The organism is Micromonospora marincola (assembly GCF_056150385.1).
The window spans coordinates 1-15,005 of the sequence record NZ_JAXCFT010000012.1; the positions used below are offsets into that span (position 1 = coordinate 1).

General features: G+C 74.7%; 16 protein-coding genes. 12 read left to right on the forward strand and 4 right to left on the reverse strand.

Annotation, left to right across the window (positions count from 1 at the left end):
• Positions 1–91: 91 nt before the first annotated feature.
• Together SM450_RS22440 and SM450_RS22445 are read right to left on the reverse strand one after the other, a co-directional pair.
• Complete coding sequence (locus tag SM450_RS22440) at positions 92–1,246, reverse strand: glycosyltransferase (RefSeq protein WP_474621729.1); 1,155 nt, start codon at positions 1,244–1,246, stop codon at positions 92–94.
• 31 nt (positions 1,247–1,277) lie between these two features.
• The gene (locus tag SM450_RS22445; RefSeq protein WP_474621730.1) at positions 1,278–2,303 is read right to left on the reverse strand and encodes a glucosyl-3-phosphoglycerate synthase; all 1,026 of its coding nucleotides are present in this window, start codon (positions 2,301–2,303) and stop codon (positions 1,278–1,280) included.
• Positions 2,304–2,478: 175 nt separating this feature from the next.
• Here SM450_RS22445 and SM450_RS22450 point away from each other — a divergent pair, with 175 nt between their 5' ends.
• The 6 genes from SM450_RS22450 to SM450_RS22475 all read left to right on the forward strand — a co-directional run bounded on the left by SM450_RS22450 (position 2,479) and on the right by SM450_RS22475 (position 9,612).
• Positions 2,479–2,832, forward strand: coding sequence for a hypothetical protein (locus tag SM450_RS22450; protein ID WP_474621731.1), 354 nt, complete (start codon positions 2,479–2,481; stop codon positions 2,830–2,832).
• Positions 2,833–2,885: 53 nt separating this feature from the next.
• Positions 2,886–4,631, forward strand: coding sequence for an ABC transporter ATP-binding protein (locus tag SM450_RS22455; RefSeq protein ID WP_474621732.1), 1,746 nt, complete (start codon positions 2,886–2,888; stop codon positions 4,629–4,631).
• A 111-nt stretch (positions 4,632–4,742) separates the two neighbouring features.
• Positions 4,743–7,037, forward strand: coding sequence for an accessory Sec system translocase SecA2 (gene secA2 / locus SM450_RS22460; RefSeq protein ID WP_474621733.1), 2,295 nt, complete (start codon positions 4,743–4,745; stop codon positions 7,035–7,037).
• Positions 7,038–7,233: 196 nt separating this feature from the next.
• Positions 7,234–7,950 (forward strand): GAF and ANTAR domain-containing protein, encoded by a 717-nt coding sequence (locus tag SM450_RS22465; protein WP_474621734.1) that lies wholly within the window; start codon positions 7,234–7,236, stop codon positions 7,948–7,950.
• A gap of 76 nt (positions 7,951–8,026) precedes the next feature.
• Entirely contained in the window at positions 8,027–8,533 is a 507-nt protein-coding gene (locus tag SM450_RS22470; protein WP_474621735.1) for a DUF2231 domain-containing protein, read from the forward strand.
• Positions 8,534–8,859: 326 nt separating this feature from the next.
• The gene (locus tag SM450_RS22475; protein ID WP_474621846.1) at positions 8,860–9,612 is read left to right on the forward strand and encodes a class I SAM-dependent methyltransferase; all 753 of its coding nucleotides are present in this window, start codon (positions 8,860–8,862) and stop codon (positions 9,610–9,612) included.
• On the opposite strand, the gene SM450_RS22480 is transcribed toward SM450_RS22475, so the two are convergent.
• Entirely contained in the window at positions 9,590–10,540 is a 951-nt protein-coding gene (locus tag SM450_RS22480; RefSeq protein WP_474621847.1) for a DUF3500 domain-containing protein, read from the reverse strand. The genes SM450_RS22475 and SM450_RS22480 overlap by 23 nt on opposite strands.
• 43 nt (positions 10,541–10,583) lie before the next feature.
• Entirely contained in the window at positions 10,584–10,976 is a 393-nt protein-coding gene (locus SM450_RS22485) for an ankyrin repeat domain-containing protein (protein ID WP_474621736.1), read from the reverse strand.
• A gap of 110 nt (positions 10,977–11,086) precedes the next feature.
• Between SM450_RS22485 and SM450_RS22490 the strand changes: the two genes are divergently transcribed.
• The 6 genes from SM450_RS22490 to SM450_RS22515 all read left to right on the forward strand — a co-directional run bounded on the left by SM450_RS22490 (position 11,087) and on the right by SM450_RS22515 (position 14,999).
• Positions 11,087–11,539: a cysteine dioxygenase gene (locus tag SM450_RS22490; RefSeq protein ID WP_474621848.1), complete on the forward strand. Its 453-nt coding sequence runs from the start codon at positions 11,087–11,089 to the stop codon at positions 11,537–11,539.
• Positions 11,540–11,589: 50 nt separating this feature from the next.
• Positions 11,590–12,081, forward strand: a complete 492-nt coding sequence (locus tag SM450_RS22495; protein ID WP_474621737.1) for a rhodanese-like domain-containing protein — start codon at positions 11,590–11,592, stop codon at positions 12,079–12,081.
• Positions 12,082–12,133: 52 nt separating this feature from the next.
• Entirely contained in the window at positions 12,134–12,775 is a 642-nt protein-coding gene (locus SM450_RS22500) for a winged helix-turn-helix domain-containing protein (protein WP_474621738.1), read from the forward strand.
• Positions 12,776–13,066: 291 nt separating this feature from the next.
• Positions 13,067–13,672: a winged helix-turn-helix domain-containing protein gene (locus SM450_RS22505; RefSeq protein ID WP_474621739.1), complete on the forward strand. Its 606-nt coding sequence runs from the start codon at positions 13,067–13,069 to the stop codon at positions 13,670–13,672.
• Between the two features lie 102 nt (positions 13,673–13,774).
• A complete protein-coding gene (locus tag SM450_RS22510) occupies positions 13,775–14,404 on the forward strand; it encodes a nucleoside/nucleotide kinase family protein (protein ID WP_474621740.1) in 630 nt (209 codons plus the stop codon).
• A 196-nt stretch (positions 14,405–14,600) separates the two neighbouring features.
• The gene (locus SM450_RS22515; protein ID WP_474621741.1) at positions 14,601–14,999 is read left to right on the forward strand and encodes a TraR/DksA family transcriptional regulator; all 399 of its coding nucleotides are present in this window, start codon (positions 14,601–14,603) and stop codon (positions 14,997–14,999) included.
• The last annotated feature ends 6 nt before the right edge of the window (positions 15,000–15,005 follow it).

The window sequence follows — 15,005 nt, forward strand, 5'->3', positions numbered from 1 at the left end:
GACCAGGCCGACGAATCCCCTTCAGGACAGCAACGTCGGTCAGGCGGTGAGTCAGACCAGGCCGGGTGACCCCACCCCTCCATCCTCACTGTCAGGCGGGCTGCAACGGCTTCGCGGCGCCCTGGCGGACCCGGTCGTACAGCTCCACGTACCGCTGCGCCATCCGGGCCGGGGTGAACCGCTCGGCCGCCTCACGCCGGCACTCGCCGGCTTCCAGTGTCCCGGCGGCCAGCACCAGGTCGCCCAGTTCCTCCTCGTCGGCGGTGAGCAGGCCGGTGCGGCCGTGCGCGATCAGCTCCGGCAGGCAGCCGCGGGCGGTGGCCACCACCGGGGTGCCCAGGGACAGCGACTCGACCACCGCCGTGCCACCCGGCTCCTCCCAGCGCAGCGGGAACAGCGACACGCGCGCGGAGGCGACCAGGTCGTCGCGCTCCCGCCCGGCCACGGTGCCGACCCAGCGCACCAGCTCGCCGTCGACGTACGGCGCGACGTGGTCGTGGAAGAACCGCACGTCCGGGTTCTGCCGCGCCTCGTCGCCGGCCGCGGCCAGGTCCGCCGGCCGGTGGTACGGGCCGACCGGTCCGGCCAGCACCAGCGGGAAGCCGACCTCCCGGGCCAGCCGGGCGCCCAGGTCCTGCCCCTTGCCCGGGTTGATCCGGCCGAGGATCACCATGTGGTCGCCCTTGTCGACCGCCGGCCGCCGGTCCGCGTCGACGGCGAGCGGGGTGGACAGGTGCACGTGGCCGACCGAGTGCTCCCGCAGCGCGCGGGGCGCGCGGGCCAGCTGCGAGGCGGACACGCCGTTGACCCGGACCCGGTCGCCGCCGTCCAGGGTGCCGTACAGCTCCGGGTGCTTGGCGAGGTCCCAGTGCAGCGTGTGCAGCACCGGCGGCGCGTCCGGTCCCATCGCGGTGAGGGTGGCCAGCCCGACCGCCTCCACGTGGTCGTGCACCAGGTCGATGTCGTCGCGGCGGTGCAGCGCCCGCACCACCTGGGCCAGATGCGCCTGGGAGACGCCGCAGACCTGGTTGTACGGCCGCTGCAACGCGTTGAACTGCCCCTCCGGGAAGACCGCGATCTTCTCGTCCACCGGCAGCGTGCTGCTCTCCACCGAGGCGAGCACCACCCGCACGCCGAGGCGGCGCAGCTCCGGCACCAGCGTGGCGACCACGTTCTCGATCCCGCCGTAGCCCGGCGGCGGCACGGACAGCCACGGACCGGCGTTCATCAGCACGGTGAGCGTCATGCGCCGCCTCTTCTTCGCTCGAACGTCAAGGTCACGCGGGCACGCGCCGGCGGGGGATCCGATGGCGCAACTGCTCCAGCGGCGGGCGTTCCTCGACCGAGACGTCGGTGACGACGATCTCCCGGTCCAGGTTGGGCAGCGTCTCCGAGCCGCCCCTGCGGAACTGGGTCAGCAGCGGGGTCGGCGCCGTGCCGGGCGCCGCCCAGCCGCGCCGCTGGAGCCGGGACCAGGCGGTCAGCATGATCTGCGCCGACATCCGGCCCAGCGCCGCGGTGTCCTGGTGCCGGTGCTTGCGCTCGCCCAGGTCGACCTGGGCCAGGGCGTCCAGCCCGACCAGGTCCAGCAGGTCGATGAGCATCGCCGTCTCGACGCCGTACCCGGTGACGAACGGCACCCGCTCCAGCACCGCACGGCGGCCCGCGTACTCGCCGGCAAGCGGCTGCACGAAGCCGGCCAGGTCCGGCCAGAACAGGTTGAGCAGCGGACGGGCCATCAGCTCCGTCACCCGGCCGCCGCCGTCGGGTTCCACGCTCGTCGCGCCGACAAGCGGCCGGTGGTAGAAGCCCTTGACGAAGTCGACACTCGGATCGGTGAGCAGCGGGCCGAGCAGGCCGGTGACGAAGTGCGGCCGGAACTCGCGCAGGTCGGCGTCGACGAACGCGACCACGTCCCCCTCGGCCGCGGCCAGGCCGGCCCAGAGCGCGTCGCCCTTGCCGGTCAGCCGCGGCAACCCGCGGGTCATCGCGTCCTGGCCGACCACCTCGGCGCCGGCCGCGCGGGCCACCTGGGCGGTCCGGTCGGTGGACCGGGAGTCGACCACGATCAGCTCGTCGACGAGCGGCACCCGGTCCATCAGGTGCTCACGGATGGTCGACACGATCGCGCCGACCGTCGCCTCCTCGTTGCGTGCCGGCAGCACCACGCTGACCCGGCTGGTGCCCTTGGCCCGCACCAGCCGGCGGGCCGGCCAGTCGTCGGCCGTGCTGGTCCGGTACGTGGCCCACGCCTCCACCACAGGTGAGACGGTCGAATCTGATTCCCGCACGGGCACCCCCATCAGTGGCGGAATCGCGGGCTTCAGTTTTCCCTGTTCCGGACCCGCGCTAACCGGATCCTGCCCAACTACGTGATCAAGCGGATGAACGTCACGTTGCGCGGCCGGTCGCGTTTGCCGGGACACCGGCCGGGGGAGTGCTCCGCGCGGTGTCGACGTCACGGTGAGGGGCGGTCGGATGCGGGTGGGACTGGTCGGAGCGGGCGGGGTGGCGCAACGCCACGCCCGCGTGCTCACCGGCGCCGGTGAGCAGCCCGCGCCGCCGCACCAGGGCGGCGATCCGCTCGGCCGTCTCCAGGTCCACCGTCAGTCGCTGCGCTGCGCGCAGATCGGCCGGGTGCCGCGCGGTCTCGCCCCGGCCTGGGACCGGGAGCGGCTCTCCGCGGAGACCATCGAGCTGCTGCGCCGGTACGGCGAGGAGATCCGCGAGAATCTCGTCTCCGCCGTGGCGCCGCTGGACGAGGCGCCGGCCCTGCTCACCGACCTGGCGCAGCGGCGCCGCTCCGAGTTGCAGGTCGTGCTGACCGCCTGACGCGGCGGCGCGGGGACGCCGGAACCGTGCGGCGCCCCGCTACCGTTTCGGTCATGACCGTCGAAGCCGGCCCGATGCCGGGGCTTGCCGCGCTGCTGCCCTACCTGCGTGCCCATCGTGGCACCCTCGCCGCGGTGGGCGGGCTGTCGCTCGCCGGGTCCGTCGCCGCGCTGACACAGCCGCTGCTCACCCGCACCGTGCTGGACCGGATCACCGCCGGCCAGCCGGCCGCGTTGCTCGTGGTCGCGCTCGTCGCCCTGGTGGTGGTCGCCGCGCTGCTCGGCGGGCTCCGGGACTACCTGTTGCAGCGCACCGCCGAGGGTCTCGTGCTGGGCGTCCGCCGGCGCCTGGCCGGGCACGTGCTGCGCCTGCCGATCGTCGAGTACGACAGGCGTCGCACCGGTGACCTGCTGTCCCGGGTGGGTGCCGACACCACGCTGCTGCGGGCGGTGATCACGTCCGGCCTCTTCGAGACCGTCACCGGGGCGGTGATGGTGGTCGGCGCCGGCACCGCCATGCTGCTGCTGGACCCGCTGCTGTTCGGGGTCACGCTTGCCGCGGTCGCGGTCGGCGTGGTCTTCGCGGTCACCGTCGCCCGCCGGGTGCGGGGGTTGGCCCGCCGGGCACAGGAACGGGTCGGCGAGATGACCTCGGCCGTGGAGCGGGCGATCTCCGCGGCGCGCACCATCAGGGCCAGCCGCGCCGAGGGCCGCGAGACCGACACGGTGGTGACGAGCGCGACCGCGGCGTACGAGGCCGGGTTGGGGGTGGCCCGGGCCGAGGCGCTCGTGGGCCCGGCCAGCACGATCACCGTGCAGGGCGCGTTCCTGCTGGTGCTGGCCGTGGGTGGGGCGCGGGTGGCGTCGGGGTCGATAAGCGTGGGTGACCTGGTCGCCTTCGTGATGTTCCTGTTCTTCCTGGTGATGCCGCTGGGCCAGGGCGCCCGCGCGTACACGCAGTTGCAGAGCGGGTTGGGCGCGCTGGCCCGGATCGAGGAGATCCTCGCCGTGCCGGGCGAGGACGCGGACGACAGTCCCGCCGCGGCGGGCACGCCGTCCGCGGACGTGCCGGCCCGGGTCGAGTTCGACCGGGTCGGCTTCGGCTATCCCGGCGGTGCGCCGGTGTTGCGCGGGGTGAGTTTCACCGTGCCGGCCGGCACCCGGACCGCCCTGGTCGGCCCGTCCGGCGCCGGCAAGTCCACCGTGCTGGCGCTCGTCGAGCGCTTCTACGAGGTGGACGAGGGCGCGATCCGCCTGGACGGGGTGGACGTGCGGGAGCTGCCCCGGGACGCGCTGCGCGCCCGGCTCGGATACGTCGAGCAGGAGGCGCCGGTGCTCGCCGGCACGCTGCGGGACAACCTCCTCATCTCCGCTCCGGACGCCACCGACGACCGGCTGCGCGCGGTGCTCGCCGAGGTGAACCTGACGCACCTGGGCGACCGGACCACAGACGGGCTGGACGTGCAGGTCGGGGAGGGTGGCGTGCTGCTCTCCGGCGGGGAACGGCAGCGGCTGGCCATCGCCCGGGCGCTGCTGGCCGGGGCGCCGGTGCTGCTGCTCGACGAGCCGACGAGCAACCTCGACGCGCGCAACGAGGCGGCGTTGCGCCGGGCGATCGACGCGGTGGCGGTGCGCCGCACCCTGTTGATCGTGGCGCACCGCCTCTCGACAGTGGTGGACGCCGACCAGATCGTGGTGCTCGACGGCGGCCGGGTGGTGGCGGTCGGCACCCACGACGAGCTGACCACGGTCAGCCCGCTCTACCGTGAGCTGGCCGCGCACCAACTGCTCGTGGACTGATTCGCCCGGACCGGTCCTGACCTGCGGTGACCGGTCGCAACCCGGACACGTTCCGACCGCCGAGCCGGGCGGGGGTCACAATCGGCTGCGGTTCGCGTACCGTTGCGGCTCATGGGTGTGTCGCAACGGTTGAAGACCAGGTTCCGCCAGTTCCTCCAGCGCCCGGGGACGACTGTCGATCTGGCCCCGCTGGAGAAGCTGCTGCCGGCGATCGAGGCTCGCGAGGCCGAGCTGGAGAAACTCTCCGACGCCGAGCTGACCGAGGCCGCCGGCCGGGCGGAGAAATACGAGGAGATCTGTGCCGTCGGCCGCGAGGCGGCCCGCCGCGGGATCGACCAGCGCCCCTACGACGTGCAGCTGCTCGGCGCCATGGCGCTGCTCTCCGGCAAGGTCGCCGAGATGGCCACCGGTGAGGGCAAGACGCTCACCGCGGCCGTCGCCGCGTACGGGCACGTGCGGCTGGGCAACGGGCCGGTGCACGTGCTCACCGTCAACGACTACCTGGCCCGCCGCGACGCCGAGTGGATGGAGCCGGTCTACACCCGGCTCGGGCTCACCGTCGGCTGGGTCAACGAGGCGTCCACACCCGAGGAGCGGCGCGCCGCGTACGGCTGCGACGTCACCTACGTCGCGGTCAGCGAGGCCGGTTTCGACTACCTCCGCGACCAGCTCGCCACCGACGTCGCCGACCGGGTGCAGCCGACGCTGAAGACCGCGATCGTCGACGAGGCCGACTCGATCCTCATCGACGAGGCGCGGGTGCCGATGGTGCTCGCCGGCGCGGTCCCGGGCGAGCAGGATCCGGTGCACGCCGCCGCCGCGCTGGTGCGGGGGCTGCGCAAGGGCCGGCACTACACGGTCGCCGAGGACGGCCGCAGCGTCGCCTTCACCTCGCTCGGCCTGGCCACCGTCGAGGCCAAGCTCGGCGGCATCGACCTGTACGACGCCGAGCACGTCGGGCAGCTCTCCGCGGTGAACGTGGCGTTGCACGCGCACGCCCTGCTGCACCGCGACGTCGACTACATCGTGCGGGACGACTCGGTCGAGCTGATCGACGAGATGCGCGGCCGGGTCGCCCAGCGGCGGCGCTGGCCGGACGGGCTCCAGGCCGCGGTCGAGGCGAAGGAGGGGCTGGACGCCACCGCTGAGGGCGAGGTGCTGGGCACGGTGACCGTGCAGGCGTACATCGCGCTCTACCCGACGGTCTGCGGGATGACCGCGACCGCGGTGCTCGTCGGCGACCAGCTCCGCGAGTTCTTCGGCCTGGAGGTGGCGGTGATCCCGCCGAACACGCCGTGCGTCCGGGAGGACGAGTCGGACCGGATCTTCGCCACCCGCGCCGAGAAGGACGAGGCGCTCGTCGACGAGATCACCCGCTGCCACGAGGCGGGGCGTCCGGTGCTTGTCGGCACGCTCGACGTCAAGGAGTCCGAGGCGCTCGCCGCCGCGCTTGCCGCCGCCGGGGTGCCGAGCGTGGTGCTCAACGCCAAGAACGACGACGAGGAGGCCGGCATCATCGCCGAGGCCGGCGCGTACGGCGCGGTGACGGTCTCCACCCAGATGGCCGGCCGGGGCGTGGACATCCGGCTCGGCGGCAGCGACCAGTCCGACCGGGACCGGGTGGCCGAGCTGGGTGGCCTGTACGTGATCGGCAGCGGCCGGCACGACAGCCGCCGGGTCGACGACCAGTTGCGCGGCCGGGCCGGCCGGCAGGGCGACCCGGGCGGGTCGACCTTCTTCGTCAGCCTGGAGGACGACCTGGTCGTGCGGCACGCCGGCGACACCGTGCCGGCGTCGCCCCGGATGAATGCCGACGGCCTGGTCACCGACCCGGTGGTCGACTACGCCGTGGAGCACGCCCAGCGGGTCGCCGAGGGCGTCAACCACGAGATCCACCGCAACACGTGGCGCTACAGCCACGTCATCGAGCAGCAGCGCAAGGCGCTCGCCGAGCGGCGGGAGCGGCTGCTGACCAGCGACATCGCCGCGCTCATGCTGCTGGAGCGCGTGCCGGAGAAGGCCGGCGAGATGGACGAGGACCTGCTCGCCGACGTGGCCCGCAAGATCGCCCTCTACCACCTGGACCGGCTCTGGGCCGAGCACCTGGCCGAGCTGTCCGAGGTGCGCGAGGGGGTGCACCTGCGGGCGCTGGGCCGGCTCGACCCGCTCGACGAGTTCCACCGCAGCGCGGTGCCGGCGTTCAACGCGCTGATGCCCGAGATCGAGACGCGGACCGTCGCCACGTTCGAGGAGACCGAGTTCGACGAGGGCTGGGAGCCGGACTCGTCCAAGCTGGTGCGGCCCACCGCCACCTGGACGTACCTGGTGCACGACAACCCGTTCGGCTCCGAGCTGGACCGGTTGATCGCCTCGGTGGGGCGGCGGCTCATCTCCGGGTCCCGCTGACCCCGGGCGCAGGGCCCCTCCCGGTCGATACGGCCGGAAGGGGCCTTTTTGCGCGGTTTCGGCGGCGGTCTGGGAGGGTAGTAGGCCGAGGCTCGGCCAGAGAGAGGGTGCACATGGGACAGGCAACGGCGCCGGACAGGGACACCGCGCGGGCGGTGGGGGCCGCGGCGCGGTGAACCTCGACACCTGCCATCCGATGACCGAGGACCTGGGCGTGCTGGAGACCGCCGCGCTGCTGCGTGAGCTGACCGCCGGCCTGATCGCCGTGGCCGAGTTCGACGAGGCGCTGGACCGGCTGGTCCGGATCGCCCGGGCCGCCGTGCCCGGGGTGGACTGCTGCGGCTTCACCGCGTTGCGCGCCGGTGAGCCCGCCGGGGTGGCCGCCTCCGACGCGCAGCGGTCCGAGCTGGACGACCTGCGGCACGGCCCGGACACGCCGGCCCTGAGCGCCATCCGCCGCCGGGAGATGACCATCGCGGGCGCGCTGGAGGAGGAGACGCGCTGGCCGGCCTGGTGCGCGCGCGCCCGGGCGCTCGGCGTGCACGGCGTGATCTCCGCGCCGGTCGATGTGGACGACCACGTCATCGGCGCGATCAACCTGTACGCGGAGTCGCCCGGCGCGCTCACGCCGAGCCACCAGCTCACCGCGATGCTGCTGGCCGAGCACGCCGGGTTGCTGCTGGCGGCGGTCCGCGACCGGGAGCGGGTGGCCGCCCGGGCGGGTCAGCTCGACGGCGCGCTGCTGGCCGAGGGCGTGGTCGGGCAGGCGGTCGGCGTGATCATGACGCAGCGGGGCTGCCCCGCGCCGGAGGCGCTGGACGTGCTGCGCAGCGCCGCCTCCTCGTTGGACATTCCGCTGCGCGAGGTGGCGGAGCGGCTCGTGCTCACCGTCTCCCGTCCCCGGGACAACTGAACGACAGTCGTTTCACTCCGCGGGGTGTCGGGTAGCACTCTGGACTGGTGAGCTGCGCCGACGTGGGGAGGACGCGATGGAGAGCCGACTTCGGGTGCAGGGGCACCCCATCCAACCGATGCTTGTGACGTTTCCGTTCGGGCTCTTCGTCAGCGCCGCCGTCTTCGACCTGGCCGACGTGGTCGGTGGGCCGGCGTTCCTGGGCGAGGTGGGCTACTGGACGGCGGTCGCCGCGCTTGTCGCCGCCGCGCTCACCACGGTCGCCGGGATGGTCGACCTCTGGGACGTGCGCGCCGGCCGGGCCGACCGGACCGCGCTCACGTTCAACGTGGTGAACGCGGTGATGGCCGGGCTGTTCCTGCTGACCTGCCTGGTCCGGGCGCAGTCGCCGCAACGGGGCGCGACCACCGGCCAGCTCGTCACCGAGCTGGTGGCGCTGGTCGTGGGCGCGGTCGGGGTGGCGCTCGGCGCCCGGCTGATGCAGCGGTCCGACCGCAGCCACGCCGCCGAGCCGACCGGGCTGGAGGCGCTCGCCGAGATCCCCGGCGCCACCGTCGAGATCGCCCGTCCCCGGCCGTTCTGACGGTTCCCACTCGCGGACCGCTCGCCACGGGCCGCCCGTTCCGCCGACGTGGCGCATCGCCGCGCGCCGTACCCCGGCCGTGCCGTCGCGGCCGGTGGGCCCCCGGCCCGGTCCGCCGCCGGGGCACCTGCTCCCACTTCTCGGGATCGTTCTTCCAAGTCGCGAGACCAGGAGAGATCTTGGTAAAAATCGGCCCCTATAGGGGCCATTTCGTACCAAGATCTCCGTGCGGGGTACGGCGCGGCCGGGGTGTGTGGCGGTGAGCCGGCCTGCCGGGTAAAGGCGTTGCCAGCCCTCGGCGGCGACGGCAGGCTGCGTCCATGACGATGGCGCGGGGGTTCGACGAGCTGGTCGCCGAGGCCGCGACCGCGCCGGTCGAGGGTTGGGGCTTCTCCTGGCTGGCCGGTCGCGCCACCGAGGAGCGCCCGCCGTGGGGCTACGCGCGCCTGGTCGGCGCCCGGCTGGCCGCCGCCCGGGCCGCGCTGGACATCGACACCGGCGGCGGTGAGGTGCTGGCCGAGGCGCCGGTGCCACCACCGCTGCTGGTCGCCACCGAGGCGTGGCCGCCGAACGTGCCGGTGGCCCGGCGCAACCTGCGGCGGGTCGGCGCGTCCGTGGTGCGGGTGGCCGACCGGCCGCCGCTGCCGTTCCAGGACGCCGTGTTCGACCTGGTGGTCAGCCGGCATCCGGTGGACACCTGGTGGGACGAGGTGGCCCGGGTGCTGCGCCCCGGCGGCAGCTATCTGTCCCAGCAGATCGGCCCGGGCACCGTGCGGGAGCTCAGCGAGGCGATTCTCGGGCCGCTGCCGCCACCGGCGCACCGGCACCCGGAGCACGCGGTGGCCGCCGCCCAGGCCGCCGGGCTGACCGTGGTGGACCTGCGTGCGGCCACGCTGCGTACCGTCTTCCACGACATCGGCGCGGTGGTGTGGTTCCTGCGCAAGGTGGTCTGGACCGTGCCCGGCTTCACGGTGGAGCGCCACCGCGCGGCACTGCGCCGGCTGGACGAGCGGATCCGCGCCGAGGGGCCGTTCGTCGCCCACGCGCGGCGGTTCCTCATCGAGGCGCGTCGCCGGTGACCGGGCGGTGCGCGGCGGCGTGGTGCGCGGCGAGCACGTCGCCGCCGAAGTCGGCGGCCGGGCGGCGCAGCACGGTGTGCGCGTGGTTGCCGTCGTCGGTGGTGTTGTCGTACTCGATCAGCAGGTCGTCGCCCTGCACCCGGTAGTAGTGCCGCCGGCCGGGCTCGACCGGGCCGGCCCAGGCGAAGTGCAGCTCGCCGCCGTCGAGCCGGGCTGCCTCGCGGGCCGCCAGGTCGGCCGGGAGCCGGTCCAGGTAGAGCGCGACCAGGCGGTCGAGCAGGGCGCGGCCGGTCGGCCCGAGCCGACCCCGTGGCACGCCGAGCGGGTCGAGTCGCCCGGGCGCGGTGGCCCGGGTGGCGCTGATGATGTCGGCCGGCGCCTCCTCGGCGATCAGCGCGGCGGCCCGCCCGGCCGGGCCGAGCGCGTCCAGCAGCTCGCGGGCCAGGTCCTCCTCCGGGCCGAGCGGCCGGGAGACCGGGCGGCCGGCGTGCCGGACGGTGGCCGGGTTCGCGCCGAGGAAGATCGGGGCGGGGGAGACCCTGTCGTCGGCCACGGTCATGCTCACCGAGAGGTGGTGTCCCTCGAAGCGCCACCCCCAGCGGTCGTCGCGCGCCGGGTCGCCGAAGACCGCCACCCAGTAGTCGCCGCTGTGCCGGCCGCGCCGCCAGCCCTCGGCCCGGTCGAGCACCTCCTCCAGCGCCACCACGGCCATCGCCTGCGCGTACGCGGGCGGGCTCAGCGCGGTGGCGAGCAGCCGGTGGGCGGCCTTGCGGGCGGTGACGTCGAGGTCGGCGACCGGGACGCCGGGCCGGGCGCGGGGTCGGTACTCCAGCCACCGCCGGGCCGGCTCGTCGTCGAAGTCGTGCCGGGCGCGCCGGCGGGCCGGCTCGTCGAGCGCCGCCAGCAGCGCGGTGGCCGCGGTGCGCATCTGCTCGGGTGCGGGTTCCTCCACCGGCTCTGTATACCGCAGGTCAGTCCCGGCCGAGCAGCGTCAGCATCTCGGGCAGCGCGAAGAACCGGGCGGTCTCGACCGCCGAGGGGCCGCCGTGGTCCGGGTCGGCGCCGGCGTCGAGCAGCGCCCGGACCGCCGCCGCGTTCTGCCGGAACACTGCCGCCGCCAGCGCGGTCTGCCCCCGGTCGTTGACCCGGGCCGGGTCGGCGCCGCGGGCGAGCAACGCCGAGACGGTCTCCGGGTGGCTGTGGTAGGCGGCCAGGATCAGCAGCGTGTCGCCCTTGGCGTTGGTGAGGTTGACCGGCAGTCCGCCGTCCACGTTGGCGGCCAGTTCCTCGGTCGCCCCGCTGCGGGCCAGGTCGAACATCCGGTGCGCGAAGTCGATGGCGGCGGCGTCCAGTTCGTCGGGCACCCGCCCAGCCTAGGGCATCCCAGCATTCGGTATTACCTACTAAACCTATAGGGTTTACCGTCTAAAGTGTGGGGGCACGCGCCGATCCGCACCGTGAGGACGACCCGCCGATGACCAGCAACGACCCGACCGACCTGCTTGCCGTCGCCGCCCACTGGGCCGACCCGACCGGGTGGCCGGTGCCGTTGCGCTTCGACCGGTCCGAGCGGTGGTACGCGCGGCTGCACGCCGACAGTGAGCACGAGGTGTGGGCGCTGAGCTGGTTGCCGGGGCAGGGCACCGACCTGCACGACCACGGCGGCTCGTCCGGCGCCTTCCTGGTCGTCGCCGGCGTGCTCACCGAGGAGACGGTGAGCGGCAGTCGGCTGCGCCCGCACCGGCTCGCCGCCGGCGCCGGCCGGCGGTTCGGCGCCCGGCACGTGCACCAGGTCACCAACCGCGGCGACCAGCCCGCGGTGAGCGTGCACGTCTACCGGCCCGCGCTGCGCCGGATGACCCGCTACCGCCTCGACGCCGGGCGGCTCCGGGTCGCCGAGGTGGCCGAGGCCGGCGTCGCGTGGTGAGCCGGCCGGCCACCCCGATCCCGATCCCCGCCGAACGGAAGGACGCCGCCATGGCGCTGACCCCCGCCCTCGCCGAGAGCTGTCCGGTCCCCCCACCCGGCTCCCGGGGCATCGACGAACTCCTCGCCGCCGCCCGCGCCCGGCTGCGCCGCCTCGACCCGGAGCGGGCGCACCTGGCCTACCGGGGCGGTGCGCTGCTCGTCGACATCCGCCCGGCCGGCCAGCGGGCCGCGCACGGCACCGTGCCCGGCGCGCTCACCGTCGAGCGCAACGTCCTGGAGTGGCGCTTCGACCCGCGCTGCCCGGCCCGGCTGCCGCAGGCGGTCGACTACGACGTGCCGGTGGTCGTCCTCTGCCAGGAGGGCTACACCTCGTCGCTTGCCGCCGCCGCGTTGCAGGACATCGGCCTGCGCCGCGCCACCGATGTGGTGGGTGGCTTCGCCGCCTGGCGCATCGCCGGCCTGCCCGCCCTCCGTCCCACCCCGCCGCCCCGATCCTCGTCCACCGCGCCCCCGGTCACCGCCGGCCGGGCGCTCCGCTGACCGTCCCGCCGCACCCGGCGGGGCGGGGCGACCGCCCGCACAGGAGGCTCCCATGTCCGTCGTCGCCCTCAACACCCGTCCGGCCCGACCGGGCCGCACCGACCGGGCCCTGCCGCCCCGGCCGCGTACCGGACCGACCCTGACCGTCACCCTCGACCTGGGCGCCGGCCCGCTGACGCCCGGCCTGGCCCGGCTGGTCGAGCTGCTTGACGAACTCGCCGCCGCCGGCGAGGAGCTGGTCCGCCCCGACGAGCACCGGGCCGCCCGGGCCGTGCTCGGCCTGCGCCCCGTCGCCGCCCCACCGGCCGAACCCCGGGAGACGCCGGCCGAGCGCCGACCGGCGTCGGCCGCGTCGCTACCGGCGGCGCCGACCGCGTCGCCGGAATCGTCCGGCGGCCTGCGCATCCTCACCGGCACCCGGCGGGTCCGGCACGGCGGCGTCGAGGTCGCCCTCACCCGGATCGAATACGACCTGCTGCTCTTCCTCGCCGAGCATCCGCGCCGGGTGTTCACCCGGCGGCAACTCCTCGCCAACGTGTGGGGCTACGAGCACGCGGTGGCGCGGACGGTGGACGTCCACGTCCGTCGGCTGCGGGCCAAGTTCGGGCCGGACACACCGCTGGTGACCACCGTGTACGGCGTCGGGTACCGGCTCGCCGACGACGCCCCGATCGAGGTGGACCGCGACGCGTGAGCCGGTGCCCGCCGACACGCGGCGTACCCGGCTCCCGGGTACGCCGCGTTCACGTTCCGTGCCCTACCGGCCATTGTGAACCGGGCGGGGACCCCCCGTAACGCCGCGTTTCGCCGCTCTGCTGTAATCAACGGGCCTCGTACGCAGAGCGAGCACTCCGCTCCGGTGTGTTCGTCAATTGTCACATTCATGCAACGCAGTGGCCCCTTGACCCCCATGCGAGCGCCGGGAAGCATCGATGAAGCGGTGTCCCGGGCCGTGGGGAGATACCCGGACCAGCCAAGGAGGACCATGTCGGTCAGCCCCGCCTCGTCGCGCGCCGGATGGCATACGTCCCAACCCGCGGTCCCCGGCCGTCCGCCCGGCGGCCAACGTCGCCCCGCCAACACCGCCACGCCCATGCTCACCGTGACCCTGAACATTCCGCTGGCCTGCGAGGAGTCGCTCGCCCCGGCCGCCCGCAGGCTCATCGACGCGGCCCGTGAGCTGCTCGAACACGGCGACGCGGTGATCAGCACGGGAGTCGTCGCGGCGGAACGCCGCCCCGAGGTGCCGAACGGCCGGACCCCCTCGCGCCCGCTCGCCTCGACCATCCCGACGCTGCACATCCTGGCCTCCTCCCGGTCGGTGCTGCGCGACGGCGAGCCGTTGCCGCTTACCCGCCTGGAGTTCGACCTGCTGCTGCACCTGGTCGCCCACCCGCGCCGCGTCTTCACCCGGCTGCAACTGCTCAACGCCGTCTGGGGGTACGAGCACGCCGGCGTCCGCACCGTCGACGTGCACGTGCGCCGGCTGCGCGGCAAGGTGGGCGTGGACGTGCCGCTCGTCACCACCGTCTACGGGGTGGGCTACCGACTCGCCGACGACGCCCGGGTGACCATCGACCGCACCGGCTGACCCTCCCACCACCCGCCGAGAGCCCGCTCGCCGGACGGAGCCCCGACCGCCCGGACGCGCACTCGTGGTGGGTCCGCGCGGCCGGCCGGGCAGGATGGACGGATGCGTGTCCGCCCGATCAGCCCCGACCGCCTCGTCGCCGAACTGGTCGGGCGTCTCACCCACGCCGAGACGCCCGGGCGGCTGCGGGTGGCAGTCGACGGGCCGCCGGCCGCCGAACCGGACGCCCTCGCCGCCGCCCTCGTCGACCCGCTGCGCGCCGCCGGACGGCCGGTGCTGCACGTCCGGTCCGCCGACTTCCTCCGCCCCGCCTCGGTCCGCCTGGAACAGGGGCGCACCAACCCGGACGCGTACTACGAGGGCTGGCTCGACGAACCGGGCCTGCGCCGCGAGGTGCTCGACCCGGCCGGCCCGGACGGCAACGGCCGGCTGCTGCCCTCGCTCTGGGACGCCGACGCCGACCGGGCCAGCCGGGCCACCTACCGGCGGGTGCCGGCCGGCGGCGTGGTCCTGGTCAGCGGCGCGCTGCTGCTCGGCGGCACGCTGCCGTTCGACGTCGCCGTGCACCTGGTGCTCTCCCCGGCGGCGCTGGCCCGGCGCACCGACCCGGCGTGGCGCTGGACCCTGCCGGCATTCGCCCGCTACGCCGACGAGGTCGCCCCGGCCTCCTTCGCCGACGTGGTGGTACGCGCCGACGACCCCCGCCACCCGGCCCTCGTGGAGACCGGCTGAGCCGACCGGCGCACCCGGGCACGAACTCACCGGAAAGTGACAGGAAATCTCCGGTTTGGCCCGCTGGGGGCAGGGGTATTCGCCCGGCTCACAGGGCACGGGTGAGTTCGCCCGCCCACAGACGTCCCGGACCGGGTCCGCCGGCGCTCGCCGCTGCGGAGGACCAGGTGTGAGACCGCAGGAAAGGCAGGCAGCGATGCTCGTCCACGACACGACAGCCACGGGCCGCTCCCAGACGGAGGTCGACCAGATCCGGCAGTCCCTGCGGTCCCGGTACGACGAGCTGACCGCGGAGTACGACCACGCCGTCGCGCAGAGCCAGGTGCTGCGCCTGGTCGAGGTCGGCGACACCGCCGGCGACGACCAGGCCGACAGCGGCACCAAGACCGCCGAGCGGGACACCGCGCAGTCCCTGCTGCGCACCATCCTGGAGCGGCGCGCCCAGTTCGAGCGCGCGCTGGCCCGGCTCGACGAGGGCACGTACGGCTACTGCGAGGGCTGCGCCGCGCCCATCCCGGTGGAACGGCTGGAGATCTTCCCGTCCGCCACCTCCTGCGTGACGTGCAAGCAGCACCGGGAGCGGCGGGCGGCCTGAGCCCGC